General features: G+C 69.7%; 10 protein-coding genes. 7 read left to right on the forward strand and 3 right to left on the reverse strand.

The features are described from left to right. The first annotated feature begins 5 nt into the window (after positions 1-5). Complete coding sequence (locus tag ACFYXS_RS06420) at positions 6-173, forward strand: hypothetical protein (RefSeq protein ID WP_389244505.1); 168 nt, start codon at positions 6-8, stop codon at positions 171-173. Between the two features lie 93 nt (positions 174-266). Here ACFYXS_RS06420 and ACFYXS_RS06425 read toward each other — a convergent pair whose 3' ends face one another. The 3 genes from ACFYXS_RS06425 to ACFYXS_RS06435 form a co-directional block, all read right to left on the reverse strand. Beyond that, complete coding sequence (locus ACFYXS_RS06425; protein ID WP_389244507.1) at positions 267-3,566, reverse strand: discoidin domain-containing protein; 3,300 nt, start codon at positions 3,564-3,566, stop codon at positions 267-269. A 14-nt stretch (positions 3,567-3,580) separates the two neighbouring features. After that, positions 3,581-6,142: a discoidin domain-containing protein gene (locus ACFYXS_RS06430; RefSeq protein WP_389244509.1), complete on the reverse strand. Its 2,562-nt coding sequence runs from the start codon at positions 6,140-6,142 to the stop codon at positions 3,581-3,583. Between the two features lie 261 nt (positions 6,143-6,403). Beyond that, positions 6,404-7,672 (reverse strand): ROK family protein, encoded by a 1,269-nt coding sequence (locus ACFYXS_RS06435; RefSeq protein ID WP_389244511.1) that lies wholly within the window; start codon positions 7,670-7,672, stop codon positions 6,404-6,406. A gap of 86 nt (positions 7,673-7,758) precedes the next feature. Between ACFYXS_RS06435 and ACFYXS_RS06440 the strand changes: the two genes are divergently transcribed. The 6 genes from ACFYXS_RS06440 (at position 7,759) to ACFYXS_RS06465 (ending at position 15,277) form a co-directional block, all read left to right on the forward strand. Next, the gene (locus tag ACFYXS_RS06440; RefSeq protein WP_389244513.1) at positions 7,759-8,613 is read left to right on the forward strand and encodes a LacI family DNA-binding transcriptional regulator; all 855 of its coding nucleotides are present in this window, start codon (positions 7,759-7,761) and stop codon (positions 8,611-8,613) included. Positions 8,614-8,733: 120 nt separating this feature from the next. Next, on the forward strand, positions 8,734-10,056 hold the full coding sequence (locus tag ACFYXS_RS06445) for an ABC transporter substrate-binding protein (protein WP_389244515.1): 1,323 nt from the start codon (positions 8,734-8,736) through the stop codon (positions 10,054-10,056). A gap of 155 nt (positions 10,057-10,211) precedes the next feature. Further along, entirely contained in the window at positions 10,212-11,174 is a 963-nt protein-coding gene (locus ACFYXS_RS06450) for a carbohydrate ABC transporter permease (protein ID WP_389244519.1), read from the forward strand. Beyond that, on the forward strand, positions 11,171-12,049 hold the full coding sequence (locus ACFYXS_RS06455; protein WP_389244521.1) for a carbohydrate ABC transporter permease: 879 nt from the start codon (positions 11,171-11,173) through the stop codon (positions 12,047-12,049). Before ACFYXS_RS06450 ends, ACFYXS_RS06455 begins: the two co-directional genes overlap by 4 nt. Then, positions 12,046-14,643, forward strand: coding sequence for a beta-mannosidase (locus tag ACFYXS_RS06460; RefSeq protein ID WP_389244523.1), 2,598 nt, complete (start codon positions 12,046-12,048; stop codon positions 14,641-14,643). The genes ACFYXS_RS06455 and ACFYXS_RS06460 overlap by 4 nt, the downstream gene beginning before the upstream one ends. A 421-nt stretch (positions 14,644-15,064) precedes the next feature. After that, entirely contained in the window at positions 15,065-15,277 is a 213-nt protein-coding gene (locus ACFYXS_RS06465) for a hypothetical protein (RefSeq protein WP_389244526.1), read from the forward strand. The last annotated feature ends 43 nt before the right edge of the window (positions 15,278-15,320 follow it).

Here is a 15,320-nt window from a genome sequence, read left to right on the forward strand (position 1 = left end):
TGGACATGGCGCTCTTCCTGTTCCTCGTACTCGTGGCCGTCATCCTGGGCCTGATCGGCGTGGTCGCCCACGGCCTGTTCTACCTCTTGATCATTGGCATCGTGGTGCTCGTGCTCGACGTGGTCTACATCGTCGCGAGAGGACGTCGCAGGCGCCAAGCCCCCCTCCGCTGACCCGGCTCGCCGCGCGGGGACGGAGGCCCTCCGGGCCGGTGGGACGTCGCCGTCCACACCGGGCCCGGAGGGTCTTCGCTCGTTCGCGAACCGTCAGCCGTACACCTGCATCTCGTAGAGCGAGTAGCCCCACTGGCCTGACAGTTGACTGCCCTGCATGCGGACGTATCTCGCCTGCCCGCTGACGGGGATCTTCTCGGTACCTCCCGAGGAGTCGGGCCGGGTGGAGAGGTCACGCCAGGTGGAGCCGTCCGTGGAGCCCTGCACCTTGTAGGACTTCGCGTACGACGCCTCCCACATCAGGTCGACCTCGGAGAGGTTGTACGTGCTGCCGAGGTCCACCTGGATCCAGCTGTTCGGGTCCTGGCCGGCGCTCCACCGGGTGCTCAGGTCCCCGTCGAAGGCCTTGGTCGCCGACTGGGTGTCGCTGGACTGGGACGAGGCGGTCGCGGGCCTGCCCTGTGCGAGGTTGGCCCGCGGGGCGTTCATGGTGAGGTTGACGGTCACGGTCTTGCCGGCCTGGAGCGGCAGGACGCGTGCGATGCCGCCCAGCGGGGAGGCCTGGACGGTCACGCCGTCACCGGTGATCGAGGAGATGCCGGAGCGCTGGATCAGGGTCAGGTTCTGGTTGATCTTCGAGGTGAGTGTGACCTTCGCGGTGTGGGCGTCGGTGTCCCACGTCAGGTTGTTGATGGTGAACTGGCTCTTGCCGAGCATCCCGGAGACGGACCCCTTGTTCAGGCCCTTCGGCAGACCGGGCAGCAGTTCCAGCGTGCCGGGCTTGGTGGCGGCCAGCATCTCCATCATCACGGTGGGCACGGAGTTGACGACGTCCGTGGCGAAGGTGTTGTGGTTGTTGTAGTGGGAGGTCGCCATGCTGCTGTAGTAGTAGTCGTCCTTGGCGAAGCGCAGCAGCTTCGCGCCGACCGAGTCCGGCATGTCGAGGTCGGCCGCGATCAGGGCCCCGTGCAGCAGGCCGTGTCCGGCGTTCTCGTACGAGCCCTGGTCCTTCTTCTGCAGGAAGACCTGCGCGGCCTTGAACTGCGCGGAGTTGGTCTCCGGCGTGAGCTCGCGGTAGGGCCACACCGGCATCAGGCCGCTGGAGTGGCGGTGCTGGTAGTTGTTCTTGTTCGCCAGGTCGGGCCACGCCCACTCGGCCAGCGCGCCGTCGTTGTTGATCAGGTACGGCGGCAGGTGGTCCAGCTTCTCCTGCCAGACCGGGATCCTGTCGGCGTCGCGGCCGAGGGTCTTCGCGGTCTGGATCAGCGTCGTCAGCGCGAACTTGGCGCCGGAGACGTCGTAGACGGAGTTGACCGCGAGCGGCACCCCGCCCGGCGGGGTGTTCTCCGGGGAGATGGAGCCGGCGAGGACGTAGTTGCCGTTGCCGTCCTTCTTGGTGAGGAAGTCCTCGTAGAAGTCGCCCATGTCGCGGATCAGCGGGTAGTACTTGTCGGCCAGGAACGTGGTGTCCCCGGTGATCTGGTAGTACTCCCAGAACGGTTCGAGCAGCCAGGACTCCCCGCCCGTCACGTACTGGTAGGGGTAGTCGAAGTTGATGTTGGAGATGAGGCCCTCGCCGTTGGGGGTGTTGCCGCCGGTGAGCATGCCGCGGGTGCCGAGGAGCTTCTTGGCGTTGGTCTCGAAGTCCTTCTGCCATTGCTGGTTGAGCCAGAAGTAACCCGCCATGGCCTCCGGCATGTTGCCGATGTTGCCGCTGGAGATCTGCAGGTTGAGGTTGGCGTCCAGGTGGTAGTAGCCGTCCCAGCCGACGTTGCTGTCACCCGTCCAGTTGCCGAGCAGGTCCGGGGCCTGCGTGGGCCCGCTGGAGCCGAGCAGGTGGTAGCGGCCGGCGTAGAACATCCGCTCGTACAGTGCCGGGACCGGTGTCGAGGAGGACTTCTGTTCGGCGAGCAGCTGCTCGGTGGACTTCGCGCGGTCGGCGGGGGAGGCGCCGAAGTCGATCGACACCCGGCCGAAGATCGAGCTGTGCGCGGCGGTGTGCCGGTTGAGCAGCGTGGGGTAGTCGGTGGTGAGCCCGGCGAGCTTCTGCTGCAGCAGGTTCTTGCCCCACTCCTGCTCGGCCGGGACACCGCCGTTGTAGGTGCCGTTGTAGCGCTGGGTCAGGGACAGCAACAGCACGTAACTGGCGTTCGAGACGGTCACCTGGCCGTTGCTGAGGGTCTTGGTGCCGTCGGTGACGATGCGGGTGACGCCCTCGTATCCGGCGTTGTAGCTGCCGCTGGGGTACTTGGCCCGCAGGTTCAGGTAGTCGGTGGTGGAGTTGTTGGTGGAGGTGACGCCCTTGTTGAGGAGGTTCATGCCGGGGTCGATGGACAGGCCCAGCGTCATGGTCTCCTTCTGACCCGCGGGCGCCGCCTGGTACTGGACGGTGACGCCGTCGGCGCGGGAGACGAAGGAGTCCCGTTCCCACGAGCCCTTGCTGTCCGCCCAGTTGACCTTCACCACGCCCGCCGAGTAATCGGTCGAGCGGACGTAGTTGCTGATCGTCCCGGCGTCCGGCATCGCGATGGTCATCTTGTAGCCGGGGTGCTTGCTGCCCTCGCCGCCGCCCTGGTAGCCCTGCACGTCGGCGGCGAGCTGGTTGGCCTGCTGGTACTGGCCGGAGAGCAGCTGGTCGCGGATCTTGTTGATGTTGTCCTGGCTGACGGTGTTGAAGGTGCGGTGCGGACGGGCCTCCGTACGCGCCATGAAGAAGTCCTTGTCGTCGAAGACGACGGTGTCGTTGTGCGGGTTGCCGAAGACGATGACGCCCTGCTTGCCGTTGCCGGCCAGGAGGCCGTCCTGCCAGTTGCCGTACGTCGTGGGGTAGGTGGTGGACGGCGCGACGGTCGGTGAACCGACGGAGGGGCCGCCGCCCGTGGTGCCGTAGACCGCGAACTCCCACAGGGAGTACCCGTACGCGGTCGCGGGTGTGACGCCCTGTATGCGTACGTAGCGGGCGGTTCTGCCCACGTTGACGGTTTCGGTGCCGCCCTGGCCGTTGGTGGTGGAGTAGGCGTCGGTCCAGGTGGAGGCGTTGTCCGACACCTGGATCTTGTATGCCTTCCCGTATGCCGCCTCCCAGGTGAGTACGGCGGTCGACACCGCGTACTGCGCGCCGAGGTCGACCTGGAGCCAGGCGCCGGGGTCGTTGCTGTGGTCGCTCGACCAGCGGGTGCCGGTGTTGCCGTCGATGGCGTTGGACGCCACGTAGCTGCCGTCCTGGTACGAGGCGACGGCGCGGGCGCCCGGATTGCGGGCGAGGTTGACGGGGGCGTCGGCGGCGTTCGACCGGGACGCCTGCAATGCCATGGTGAGCAGCAGGAGCAAGGTCGCGGCGACGCCGAGCAACGCTCTTCCCGTGCGCGGGGTGCGGGATCTTTCGAGGATCATGGGTGACTCGCCTCTCAGCTGCCGTTGGCGGTGACGCGCAGGGAGGAGATGGCGTCGTTGTTGCCCGTGGTGGTCAGGTTCGGGGCGTCGCCGGTGAAGGTCCAGGCGGTCCCGGAGAAGCCCGCGTCAGCGTAGCCGGTCAGGGTGCAGCCCGCCGGGACGCGGAGCGAGGAGATGGAGTCGTTGGCGATGCCCTTGGCCTGGAGCGCCGGCAGGTCGTAACTGCCGGGTGCGAGGGCGGCCGAGGCCCCGCTGTAGTTGGCGTCGCCGTAGACGGTGGCGCTGGTGCCGGTGCCGCCGACGGGGGTGCCGTAGATCTCGAACTCGTAGAGCGAGTAGCCGTATCCGGTCGCGGGTGTGACGCCCTGCATGCGTACGTAGCGGGCGGTTCTGCCCACGTTGACGGTTTCGGTGCCGCCCTGGCCGTTGGTGGTGGAGTAGGCGTCGGTCCAGGTGGAGGCGTTGTCCGACACCTGGATCTTGTATGCCTTCGCGTACGCCGCCTCCCAGGTGAGTACGGCGGTGGACACCGTGTACTGCGCGCCGAGGTCGACCTGGAGCCAGGCGCCGGGGTCGTTGCTGTGGTCGCTCGACCAGCGCGAGGAGCTGTTGCCGTCGATGGCGTTGGAGGCCAGGTAGCTGCCGTCCTGGTAGGAGGCGACCGCCTTGGCGTCGGCTCCGAGCGACAGGTTCACCGGGGTGCCGGTCGGCGGGGGCGGCGGGGTGGGCACGGTCTGGCCCGCCGGCGGCCACAGCGTGAAGGAGTTGCTGCCGGCCCGGGCCGCGGCGAACGGGCCGGCCATGGTGTCGGTGCCGCTGACCTGCCGGCCGAAGAAGTCGGTGGTGACGTCGGCCTGGATGCTCTGGTTGGCCGGCGGGATGGTGCCGACCCTGGCCTGGGTGACCGGGGTGTTGCCGTGGATGCCGGAGGCGTCCAGATCGAAGCTCAGCGACATCTGGGTGTTCGTCGCGGTGTAGCGCACGTTCGAGATCGTGCCGGCGGAATTGCCTTCCTTCACCTGGGTCTTGTCCGTGGTGGTGTCCGGCAGCGTCGAGCCTTGGACCAGGTTGTTGTACCAGAAGAACTTCTCGGGCGAGGTGAGCGCGGTGGTCTCGTTCATCGTGCCCGGTTGGAAGTAGTACGCGTTCCGGCCGCTGCCGTCGATGTGGATGTTCGCGTTGTCGAGGAAGAGATTGTTGGCGAAGACGACGCCGGTGGCGTCCAGGGTCCGGATGTCGCTGTTGCCGATGAAGACGTTGTTGTCGACCAGGATGGGGCCGAAGACCGCTTCGGCGTAGTAGCCCCAAGGGCTGTTCATCACGATGTTGCCGGTGATGCGGACGTTCTGGTTGCCCCAGTCGGTCCAGATGCCGGCCGAGTTCCCGCCCTTGGAGTTCTTGACGTAATTGCCCTTGATCAGGCCCTCGTTCATGTAGTGGACCTTGATCGGGGCGGTCTCGGCACCGCTGAACTCATTGCGGTAGTTGGTGTCCTCGATCATGTTGTAGAGGATCTGCGAGTGCCAGGAGAAGACGCCCGCGATACCCGACTGGCCACTTTTCGCGATGTAGTTGTTGCGCACGATGTGGGAGCCGTAGGCGCTCGTGTTGTGGAAGTCCGTGCGCGGTGTGCCAGGGCGGTTGCCGGCCCAGGTGTCATTGCTGAGGCCGATGTCGATGCCGATGGTCCTGGCGTTGATGACGATGTTGTTCTGGATGATCCACTTCAGGCCGCCGTAGACGCTGATCGCCCCGGCCTGCCGGCGGTCGGGGCTGTCGGGGAAGTCCGAGTAGGTGTTGGCCGCGTGCTTGATCGTGAAGCCGTTGACGGTGATGTACCCGAGGCCCCACACGTCGGGCGCGAACACCTGCCGGCGGACGTTGATCTCGGCGAGCCGGGCGTTGGGGTCGGCACCGCTGAAGTTGGCCCAAATGGTTGTGCTGGACGAACCGACCTGGGAGTACCAGGTGTTCGCGGCGCTGTTCACGGCGCTGAGCGATGGCTTCTCGTAGTACGCGCTCTCGTCGAGGTAGACGTCACCGGCGGTGTAGCCGGCGAAGGTGCCACCGCCGCCGCCGTTCGGCTGCCCCTGGGCGTACGGGTTCCAGTCGCCGAAGTAGCTGTTGGGCAGGGTGACGCTCCAGACGTTGCCGCTGCCGCGGGTCCAGGAGTTGATCTCCTCGGAGCCCTTGATGCTCACCGTGCCGTCGCCGGCGTTGGTGTAGGTGATCCGGTGCTGCTCGTCGGTGCCGCCACGCGCGGGCTTGACCGTCTCGCGGTACAGCCCGGCGTGGACCATCACGGTGTCGCCGGGCTGCGCCACCTGGGCGGCGCGGTTGATCGTCAGATACGGGGCGGCCTGGGTGCCGGCGTTGCCGTCGCTGCCGTTCTTGGCCACGTGGATGACGCGCGGGGCGTCGGCCGCGTGGGCCGGGACGGCCGCGGGCAGCGCCAGCACGGCGAGCGCGGCGGCGGCGACCATGGCGCACATCGCGCGGCAGGCGGCGGCCACGCGTGAGGCTCTGCGGTCGCGGCCGGGCGCGGCATGGCCGGGCGGGCTGTCGGTGTGTCTCATCGGGCTCCTTCGGGGGAGGTGAGGGGCGCCGCGGAGGCCGGGTTGGCGCGAGAGCCCCAAAAGGGCTTGAGGCTTAGTTTCTTAATTAATCTATGAAACTCCGACGCGTCATGGCCCGCACGTGCCAGCGGTCGAGCACCGTACCCGCGCGTCGGCGCGGCATCAATACATCGGACCAAAGTGGCCGCTGCCGGGCGGAAGATGAGCGTCCGTCAGGGGGTGGCCGCGTGCGCGCCGAGCGACCCCCGGGGGCCTCAGGGGCTAGGCGCGAGCCGCCAGTTCGGGACCGTGGCCCGGGGCCACCGAGCCCTGGAGCACCAGCGCCGCGCCACCGATGGCCGCTGCGTCCCGGGGGTTGCTCGACAGGTCCACCTGCACGCCGTGCACGTCACGGGTGTACGCATGCGCGGCGAGTTGCCGCCTGACCTCGCTGACGTAGATCGACCCGGCGACCACGAAACCCGGCCCGGCCAGCACCAACGTGTCGAGGTCCCACACGTTCACCAACGCCACCGCACCCTCCGCGAGCAGCGCCGCCGACTCGTCGACGAGCGCGCGGGCCTCCTCGTCGCCGTAGAGCGCGGCGCGCGCCAGTACGTCGAAGGCGCGGGTGTCCGCGTCGTCGGGGCTGATCCGCAATCGGTCCGCGAGCCCCGGCACCGCACGGGCCCGGCCCACCACGGCGCGCGGCGCGGCGTACATCTCCAGGCAGCCGCGGTTGCCGCACGGGCAGGGTTCACCGTCACGGATCACGGCCAGATGTCCGATCTTTCCCGCGTTGGAGCTCGACCCCCGGTGCAGCGCACCGTCCAGGACGACGCCCGAGCCGATGCCGGAATTCATGTACAGGCAGCCGAAAGTGCGGTCCCGGGAGACCTGCCGGCTCCAGAACTCGCCGACCGTCGCGGCCGCCGCGTCGCTGTCGACCAGCACCGGGATGTCGAGGCGGCCGGCCAGCGCGTCCGCGAGGTCGAGTCCCGCCCACTGCGGCAGGCCCGGCGGGGCGAGGAAGCCACCGCGCGCCAGGTCCACGGGCCCGGGGCCGACCACCGCGAGCCCGGCGACGCTCTGCTTCTCCAGGCCCAGACCCTCCGTCACGTCGCGGTAGAGCGAGGCCAGTTGCTCGACCGGGTCCTCGGTGCCGCCGGAGCCCGTACCTTCCGGCTCCGCCCCGGAATCGGCACCGCCGGCGCCCGGGCCCGCGACGAGGGCGCGGCCCACCGTGCCGCCGCGGGTGTCGGTGACCACGCAGGTCAGCGCGTCGGCACCGACGTGGATGCCGACGCCGTAGGCCGCTCGCGAGTTGATGATCAGCATGGTGCGCGGCTTGCCCCGGGTGGCCACCGTGTCGCCGGTCTCGCGCACCACGCCGTCGTCGATCAGCCGCCGCACGATGGTGGAGATCGTCGGCTGTGTCAGCCCCGTCGCGTTGACCAGCTCCACCCGGCTGATCGGCCCGGACGACCGGATGAGGTCGACGATGAGTGCGCGGCTGCCGGGTCCCGCTGCCGTGGACTCCCGTCGGGCCATCCTCGTCCACCTTCCGCTTCGCCGTACGCTGTCGTACCACTACGTCAAGCACGAGGTTAGACGAGACCCGCGACCGGGAGGCCATCATGCCCGCGATCAACAACGGGGCCCGCCCGCTGCGTGGCACTCCGGTCGGGCTCGCCCTGGTACGGGACGCCGAGGTACTGGGCGCGGAGCCGTTCTTCCACGATTTCATCGCCGGCATGGAGCGCGTCCTGGTACCGCTCGGGGTGCCGGTGCTGCTCCAGGTCGTGGCCACGGTGGAGCAGGCCGTCGAGCGGATGCGGGCCTGGTCGCAGCACGGCCAGGTCCAGGGCGTGATCCTCATCGACCTGCTGCCGGGAGACGAGCGGGTGGCACTGGTCAAGGAACTCGGCATGCCGACCGTGGTGATCGGCGACCCGGAGACCGCGGGCGGGCTGCCGGCCGTGTGGACGCAGGACGACGTGGCGATGCAGGACGTGGTGGACAAGCTGGTCGCCGCGGGGCACGCTCACCTCGGGCACGTCGCCGGCCCGGCGCAGATGGCGCACACGATCATCCGCCGGCGTACGTTCCTGGCGGCGGCCGCCAGGAACGGGGTGCGCACCACGACCTTCGAGGGGGACTACTCGGAAGCCGCGGGCATCCGGGCGCTGACCGCGCTGGGCGCGCTGGAGGACCGGCCGACCGCGGTGGTCTTCGACAACGACGTGATGGCGCTGGGCGCCCTGCACGAAGCGGGCCGGATCGGGCTCACCGTGCCGGCCGACCTGTCGCTGGTGGCCTGGGACGACTCCGCCCTGTGTCAGCTCGCCGCGCCGCCGCTCAGCGCGGTCAGCCATGACGTCCAGGAATTGGGCGAGTTGGCCGGCCGCACTCTGGCGGACGCCCTGGTTGCCGCCCCTGCCACCACAGTTGACGCGCCGCCGGCCCGTTTGGTGATGCGCGGCAGCGTCTGAAGTCTGCGCTCCTGCCCATGCCTCGCACTTTGATAGATTACTAATCTTTCTTATTGACTTCCGCTGGGGGCTCGTGGACGCTGTGTCGCGTTCGCAGCGTCCTCGAGCAAAGGAAGCTCTATGAACCACCGCACCAGGCCCTGGGCCGTGCGCGTCATGGCCGGGTCCGTTGTCAGCGTCCTCACCCTCGCCCTGGGCGGCTGCGGCACGAGCGGCGACTCGGTGAGCGGCACCGGCGGCAGCAACTCGATCGACGTCGTCACCCGCTGGTCGGCCGGCAACACCGCGGCGGCCGCGCAGGACCGCGTCTTCACGTCCTTCACCAAGGAGACCGGCGTCAAGGTCAACGCGACCGACGGCCTGGAGACCATCGACGACCAGGTCGAGAACGCCGTCGCGGCCGGCAAGTCCCCTGACGTGGTGATCGTCAATCTCTACGACAAGACGCTCGGCTGGCAGGACGCCGGCCTCACCGTCCCGGTCGACGACTACCTCGAGCAGTGGGGTCTCGCCGACAAGATGAAGCCCGGCGCCCTCGACGAGTGGCGGGTCGGCGGCAAGCCCGACGGCAAGCTCCAGGGCCTGCCCTTCTCCGGCTTCAGCTGGCCTGTCTGGTACAACACCGACCTGCTCAGGACAGCCGGCGTCGACACGATCCCGACCACCACCGACGAGCTGATCGACGCCTCCAAGAAGCTGCGCGCCGCCCACATCCAGCCGCTCACCGTCGGCGGCAACGACTGGACCGGGCAGAAGCTCTTCTACCAGATCGCGCAGTCCTACACCGACGCCGCGACCATGGAGAAGGTCATGCAGAGCGGCGGCTACTGCGCCACCCCGTCCGTGATGCAGGGCATCAAGCTCTTCACCCAGCTGCGCGACGCCGGCGTCTTCGCCGACAACGCGGCCGGCCTGAACGCCGACGCGATGTACGCGGCCTACTACTCCGGCAAGGCCGCCATGATGTCCGCCGGTTCCTGGGCGTACACCGACGCCAAGAAGTCGGGCACCGGCGTCGAGACCCGCACCACGCTCGCCGGCCTGCCGCTGCCCTCCGGCTCGGCGTACAAGAACCCGACCGCCTTCCAGGGCTTCACCGGCGTCGGCTTCATGATCACCAAGCGCGGGGCGTCGAAGGACCGCATCGACAACGTGCGCAAGTTCATCACCTCCTTCTACAAGGACCCGACCGTCGGCGACTTCGTGAAGGACGCCGGCATCCTGCCCCCCACCGCCGGTGACTTCCAGACGTACGCCACCGACCCGCTGCTGTCGCAGTCGCTCAAGCTCGACAAGACCGTCGACTACGCCGTGGTGCCCGACGTGTGGATCGGCTCGGCATCCGACCCGATCATCCAGGTCCTGACCGGGGCGTACGGCAAGTCCTCCGCCGACACGATCTGCAAGGGCCTCGACGACGCCACCACCAGCGCCAAGAACTGACGTTGCCAGACCGCGCCGCTCCCGGGGGCCGCCGTCCCGCGGCGTCCCCCGCGGCCCGTGCCCCGTACCGCCGGCCCGAACCGCGTCGCCCTCCCCGTACCGGACCGACCGGCCCCCGCGCGTATCGCCAGTCCCTCCCCGGCCGAAAGAAACCCATGTCATCGACCAGCACACTGGCCGCCACCCGCGCCGCGCCCGAGCCCGCACGGCCGGCCGCCCGCCGACCCGCACGGCGCCGCGGCGGCCTGAACACCCCCCGTCTGCTGTGGCTGACGGTCCCGTCCCTGCTGTGGTTCGCCGTCTTCTCGGTGGGGCCGCTGGTGGCGATGTTCGTCATCGCCACCCTGCGTTGGAAGGGCCTCATCTACGACCCCGCCTTCGTCGGCACCGACAACCTCCGGCACGTCCTGGGCGACCCGGTCTTCCACGACGCGCTGCGCAACAGCGCCGTGCAGGTCGCCGTCGTCATCCCGGTGATGATCCCGCTGGCCTTCATGCTCGGCTACCACCTCAGCACCAAACCGCGCGGCTACCGCCTGCTGTCCGTGCTGTACTTCTCGCCCGGCCTGATCTCCATCTCCATCACCGGGATGATCTTCTACGGTGTGCTGTCGCCGGACGGCGGCACCAACGGCCTGCTGAAAGCGGCCGGCCTGGACTCGCTCACGCACTCCTGGCTCGCCGACCCCAGTACCGCACTGCCCAGCCTGATCGCCATCGACCTGTGGCGCGGCATCGGCTGGACCGCCGTGCTGTTCGCCTCCCGCCTGGCCAGTCTCCCCGGCGACGTGATCGAGGCGGCCAGGATCGACGGCGCCGGACGCTTCCGCATCATGTGGCAGGTCGCCTTCCCGATGGTGAAGGACTATCTGCGCACCCTCACGATGCTCCAGTTCCTGTGGACACTGTTCACCTCCGCCGCGCTGATCCTGCTGCTCACCAAGGGCGGACCCGGCACTTCGTCCACCACGTTGTCCTACCTCGTGTACGAGAAGGCCTTCTCGCAGAGCGACCTCGGATACAGCCAGGTCGTCGGCGTCGTCCTGCTGCTGGTCGGCATCGCCGGGATGCTGCTGATCCGCACGCTGCTGCGCAGCCCTGAGGAGAAGACCCGATGACCACCTCCACCTCCTCGCGGCGCCCCCAACGCGTCCGCCCCGTACGGCGATCACGACAGCGCGGCGCCGGACCGCTCGCCATCCCGCTGTCCTGGCTGTACGCGCTGCTGCTCGCCGCGCCGCTCTACTACCTCGCGGTGAGCGCGCTCAAGACCAACATCGAGATCTTCAACCATCCCTTCGCGCTGCCCGAGCACTGGCTGTGGCACAACTTCCGCACCGCCTGGCAGACCGCGGACCTCGGACAGGCGCTGCTGAACTCGCTGCTGATCTCCGCCGTCGCGATCCTGCTGACGCTGGGCCTCGCGCTGCCCGCGTCCTTCGCGCTGGCCCGGCTGGACAACCGGCTCTCGCGGCTGGTCACCGGTGCCTTCTCGGCGGGCTTCCTGATCCCGCCGTTCGCGGCCCTGATCCCCACCGTCATCCTCGCGATCAAGCTCCACATGTTCTACACGCGCGAGTTCCAGATGCTCTTCCTCCCGGCGAGCGCGCTGCCGCTGTCGGTGCTGCTGCTCACGCAGTTCATGAGGACCGTGCCGCCTGCCCTGGTGGAGTCCGCGGCGCTGGACGGCGCAGGCAACTGGCCGCTGCTGATCCATGTGTTCATCCCGATCGCGATGCCTGGCGTCATCAGCGTGGCGATCCTCCAGCTGCTCACCTTCTGGAACGAGTACCTCTTCTCCCTGACCATCACCGGCACCGCACCCGACATCCGCACCGCGCAGGTCGCGCTGCCCACCCTGATCTCCGACTCGACCGACTTCGGCGTGCTCACCGCCGGCACCGTGCTGACCCTCGTGCCGGTGTACGTCGCCTACACGCTCGCCAACCGCCGTATGCAGGAAGCACTCACCGCAGGGGCAGTCAAGGGATGACACTCAGTACCGAACTCAGCACCGGCTCCGCCACGAGCTTCGACGCCGATACCGGCACCGCCGCGTCGACGCCGCCCGCAACCCGCCACGACCTCGGCGGTGAGTGGCAGTTGACCTGGCTGGCGGGCCCGGACGGCACGCCCGCCGGGGTCCGGGACGCCGCGCTCCCCGCCCGGGTACCCGGCGAGGTGCACACCGCACTGCTCGCCGCGGGACACCTCGCCGACCCCGACGTGGGACTCGGCGAGAGCGCGCAGGACTGGGTGGGCCGCTCCCAGTGGTCCTACCGCCGCTCCTTCCACTTCACGCCCACGCCCGGCGCCCGCACCGACCTGGTCGCCGACGGCCTGGACACGGTCGCCGAGGTGTACATCAACGGCCGGCACGTCGGCGCCGCCCGCGACCAGCACCTCGCCTACCGCTGGCCGGTGGACGACGTGCTGCAGCCGGGCGACAACACCGTCGAAGTGCGCTTCGCCTCGGCCTGGGACGCCGCGCTCGCCCACGAGCGCGCGCACGGCCCGCTGCCCTCGCCGTACGACGAGCCGTACGCCCACATCCGCAAGGCGGCCGCCAACTTCGGCTGGGACTGGGGACCCCACTACGTCACCGCCGGCATCTGGCAGGCCATCGGACTGGAGACCTCCGCGGGCCGGATCGACCACCTACGCCCGCTGGTCCGGCTCGCCCCCGACCACGGCACCGCCGAGGTCACCACCCACGTACGGACCGAAGCCCCCGAGGGCACCCGCGTCCGCGTCGAACTGACCGGCCCGGACGGCCAGTCCGTCGCGAGCGCCACCGGCCAGGTCGTGGGGGAGGAGACGGTGCTGACGCTCACCGTCACGCACCCGGAACTGTGGTGGCCGGTGGGCCTGGGCGCCCAGCCGCTCTACCGGCTCACCGCCCGCCTCGACACCCCGGACGGCACGATGCTGGACGAGGCGTCAGCACGCGTCGGGCTGCGCTCGGTCGCCGTGGACGAGACCCCGGACGCGCTGGGCACCCGCTGGGCGCTCGTCGTCAACGGCCGGAAGGTACGGGTCCGCGGCTACAACTGGATCCCCGACGACACCCTGCCCAGCCGCGAGACACCACGGCGCGTCGTCACCCGCATCGACCAGGCCCTGGCCGGCAACGCCAACCTGCTGCGCGTGTGGGGCGGCGGCCACTTCGCCGACGAGCACTTCCTTAACGCGTGCGACGAGCGGGGCCTCCTGGTCTGGCACGACTTCCTCTTCGCCTGCGCCGCCTACTGCGAGGACGAGGACACCGCGGCGCTGGTCACCGCGGAGGCCGAGCAGGCGGTGGCCAGAATGTCCCCCCACCCCAGCCTGGTGGTGTGGTGCGGCGGCAACGAGACGGTACTCGGCCGGCACCACTGGGGCTGGGCGGACCAGATCGGCGAACGGGGCTGGGGCGCGCACTACTACCTGGACGTCCTGCCCGACGTACTGGCCCGGCTCGACCCGACCCGCCCCTACCTGCCCAACTCGCCCTGGTCCGGGTCCCTCGACGCCGACCCGGCGGCCGACACCCACGGCGTGAGCCACCTGTGGGACGCCTGGAACGAGGCGGACTACGCGCACTACCGGGACCACGACCCGTCCTTCGTCGCCGAGATGGGATGGTGCGGACCCGCCGCCTGGACCACCCTCGAGCGCGTGCTCGGCGGGGAGACCCCCGGCCCCAGCTCGCCGCTGACCCGGCATCACCTGCGGGCCATCGACGGCATGCACAAGCTGACCCGCGGCCTCCAGCCGCACGTGCCCACCCCCGCCGAGGGTGCGGACTGGCACTTCGCCACGCAGTTGGTGCAGGCCCGGGCGGTCGCCGCGGGCGTGGAGTGGCTGCGGTCGCGCGAGCGGTGTGCGGGTGCGGTGGTGTGGCAGCTCAACGACTGCTGGCCGGCGATCAGCTGGTCGGCGGTCGACGTGGCCGGTATCGAGAAGCCGCTGTGGTACGCACTCAAGCACTCCTTCGCGCCACGGCTGGCGACCGTACAGCCCGTGAGCCCGGGCCCGACGCACGACCCGACGGGGCCGGCGGGCCTTGCCGTGACGCTGGTCAACGACTCGGCGGGGGACTGGACACCGGAAGTGACCGTGGTCCGCGTCTCCCTGGACGGCCAGGAGCGGGCCCGGGCCCGGCTTCAGGTGAGCTGTCCGGCGGGCGGCCTGCTCACCCTGCCGCTGGACCCTGTGGTGGCGACACCGGCCGACCCGCGTGCCGAGTTGCTGGTCGTCGACGCGGACGGAGTGCGCACGACCTGGGCCTACCGTCCGAGCCGCGCCCTGACCTCGCCTCGGCCCGCCCGCACCGTGACCACGTCCTACGCGGACGGCGCGCTGGCCCTGACGGTGACGGCGGAGTCCGTGCTGCGCGACGTCTGCGTCTTCCCGGACCGGCTGGCCGCCGCGCTGGACGTCACCCCGCATGCGCTGACCTGCGACACGTCGCTGGTGACCCTCCTCCCGGGCGAGACCCACAGCTTCCACCTCACCACCCGGGACGGCAGCCCGCTGCGCGAGATGGCGATCCCGGAGCAGGCGCTACGGCTTGCGGTCCGCTCGGCGGAGGAGCTGACGACGTGACCGGCTGACCAGCGAACCACCGTGCGCCGTCCCGCTGCGCTGGGGGCGGCCCACATTTCCGCACCTTGCCGCGAATGTCTGAAACACCTGGAGATATCGGCGCGCATGACCGGCCATGGCGCGGGCGACAGCCCGGGCCCGGGCCGCGACATGGCAGGGGGCCCAGACTCCTCCCCGTGATTCCTCAGCCGAACTTGTTCAGGTCCTTCATTCACGGCCTGTGGACCGGCGATCCCCCGAGAACGGGACCGCGAGGTTGCCATGCGCAGCACCCCGCTGGGGCCTGTCTGACGGGTCGCGTCACCGTCCCCGTACCCGACAGCGATGTCACCCGAATGGCCCAACATTACGTGTCGCCCACATGGACGAACAGCAAGCTGAGTAGTGTCCCAACCGAGGCAATCCGTGAAAGGCGAACCACATGCGCATTCGACGAAGCCTCGCCGCCGTCATGGCCACGGCAGCCCTTGCCGGACTCGGCCTGACAGGCGCCGCCACCGCCACCGCCGCCACCCACGTCGCCCACACCTCCGCCGCCCCCACCGTGGGTGAGTGCGAGAAGGGCGGCGGAACAGTCGACTGGGCGACCTGGACCTGCAGGGGCGGAACGTACGACGGGCAGAAGATCGACTGACCCTCGCAAAGCGCCCCGCAGCCACGCGCCGCGGGGCGCTCCC

It is taken from the genome of Streptomyces sp. NPDC002574, from assembly GCF_042889545.1.
In the GTDB taxonomy this organism is placed as follows: domain Bacteria; phylum Actinomycetota; class Actinomycetes; order Streptomycetales; family Streptomycetaceae; genus Actinacidiphila.

What these genes read in the sequence shown, in the direction of transcription:
- ACFYXS_RS06425 (WP_389244507.1), bottom strand. Translation starts at nt 3,566, where the DNA reads ATGATCCTCGAAAGATCCCGCACCCCGCGCACGGGAAGAGCGTTGCTC.
- ACFYXS_RS06450 (WP_389244519.1), top strand. Translation starts at nt 10,212, where the DNA reads ATGTCATCGACCAGCACACTGGCCGCCACCCGCGCCGCGCCCGAGCCC.
- ACFYXS_RS06455 (WP_389244521.1), top strand. Translation starts at nt 11,171, where the DNA reads ATGACCACCTCCACCTCCTCGCGGCGCCCCCAACGCGTCCGCCCCGTA.
- ACFYXS_RS06440 (WP_389244513.1), top strand. Translation starts at nt 7,759, where the DNA reads ATGCCCGCGATCAACAACGGGGCCCGCCCGCTGCGTGGCACTCCGGTC.
- ACFYXS_RS06420 (WP_389244505.1), top strand. Translation starts at nt 6, where the DNA reads ATGGCGCTCTTCCTGTTCCTCGTACTCGTGGCCGTCATCCTGGGCCTG.
- ACFYXS_RS06460 (WP_389244523.1), top strand. Translation starts at nt 12,046, where the DNA reads ATGACACTCAGTACCGAACTCAGCACCGGCTCCGCCACGAGCTTCGAC.
- ACFYXS_RS06465 (WP_389244526.1), top strand. Translation starts at nt 15,065, where the DNA reads ATGCGCATTCGACGAAGCCTCGCCGCCGTCATGGCCACGGCAGCCCTT.
- ACFYXS_RS06445 (WP_389244515.1), top strand. Translation starts at nt 8,734, where the DNA reads ATGAACCACCGCACCAGGCCCTGGGCCGTGCGCGTCATGGCCGGGTCC.
- ACFYXS_RS06435 (WP_389244511.1), bottom strand. Translation starts at nt 7,672, where the DNA reads ATGGCCCGACGGGAGTCCACGGCAGCGGGACCCGGCAGCCGCGCACTC.
- ACFYXS_RS06430 (WP_389244509.1), bottom strand. Translation starts at nt 6,142, where the DNA reads ATGAGACACACCGACAGCCCGCCCGGCCATGCCGCGCCCGGCCGCGAC.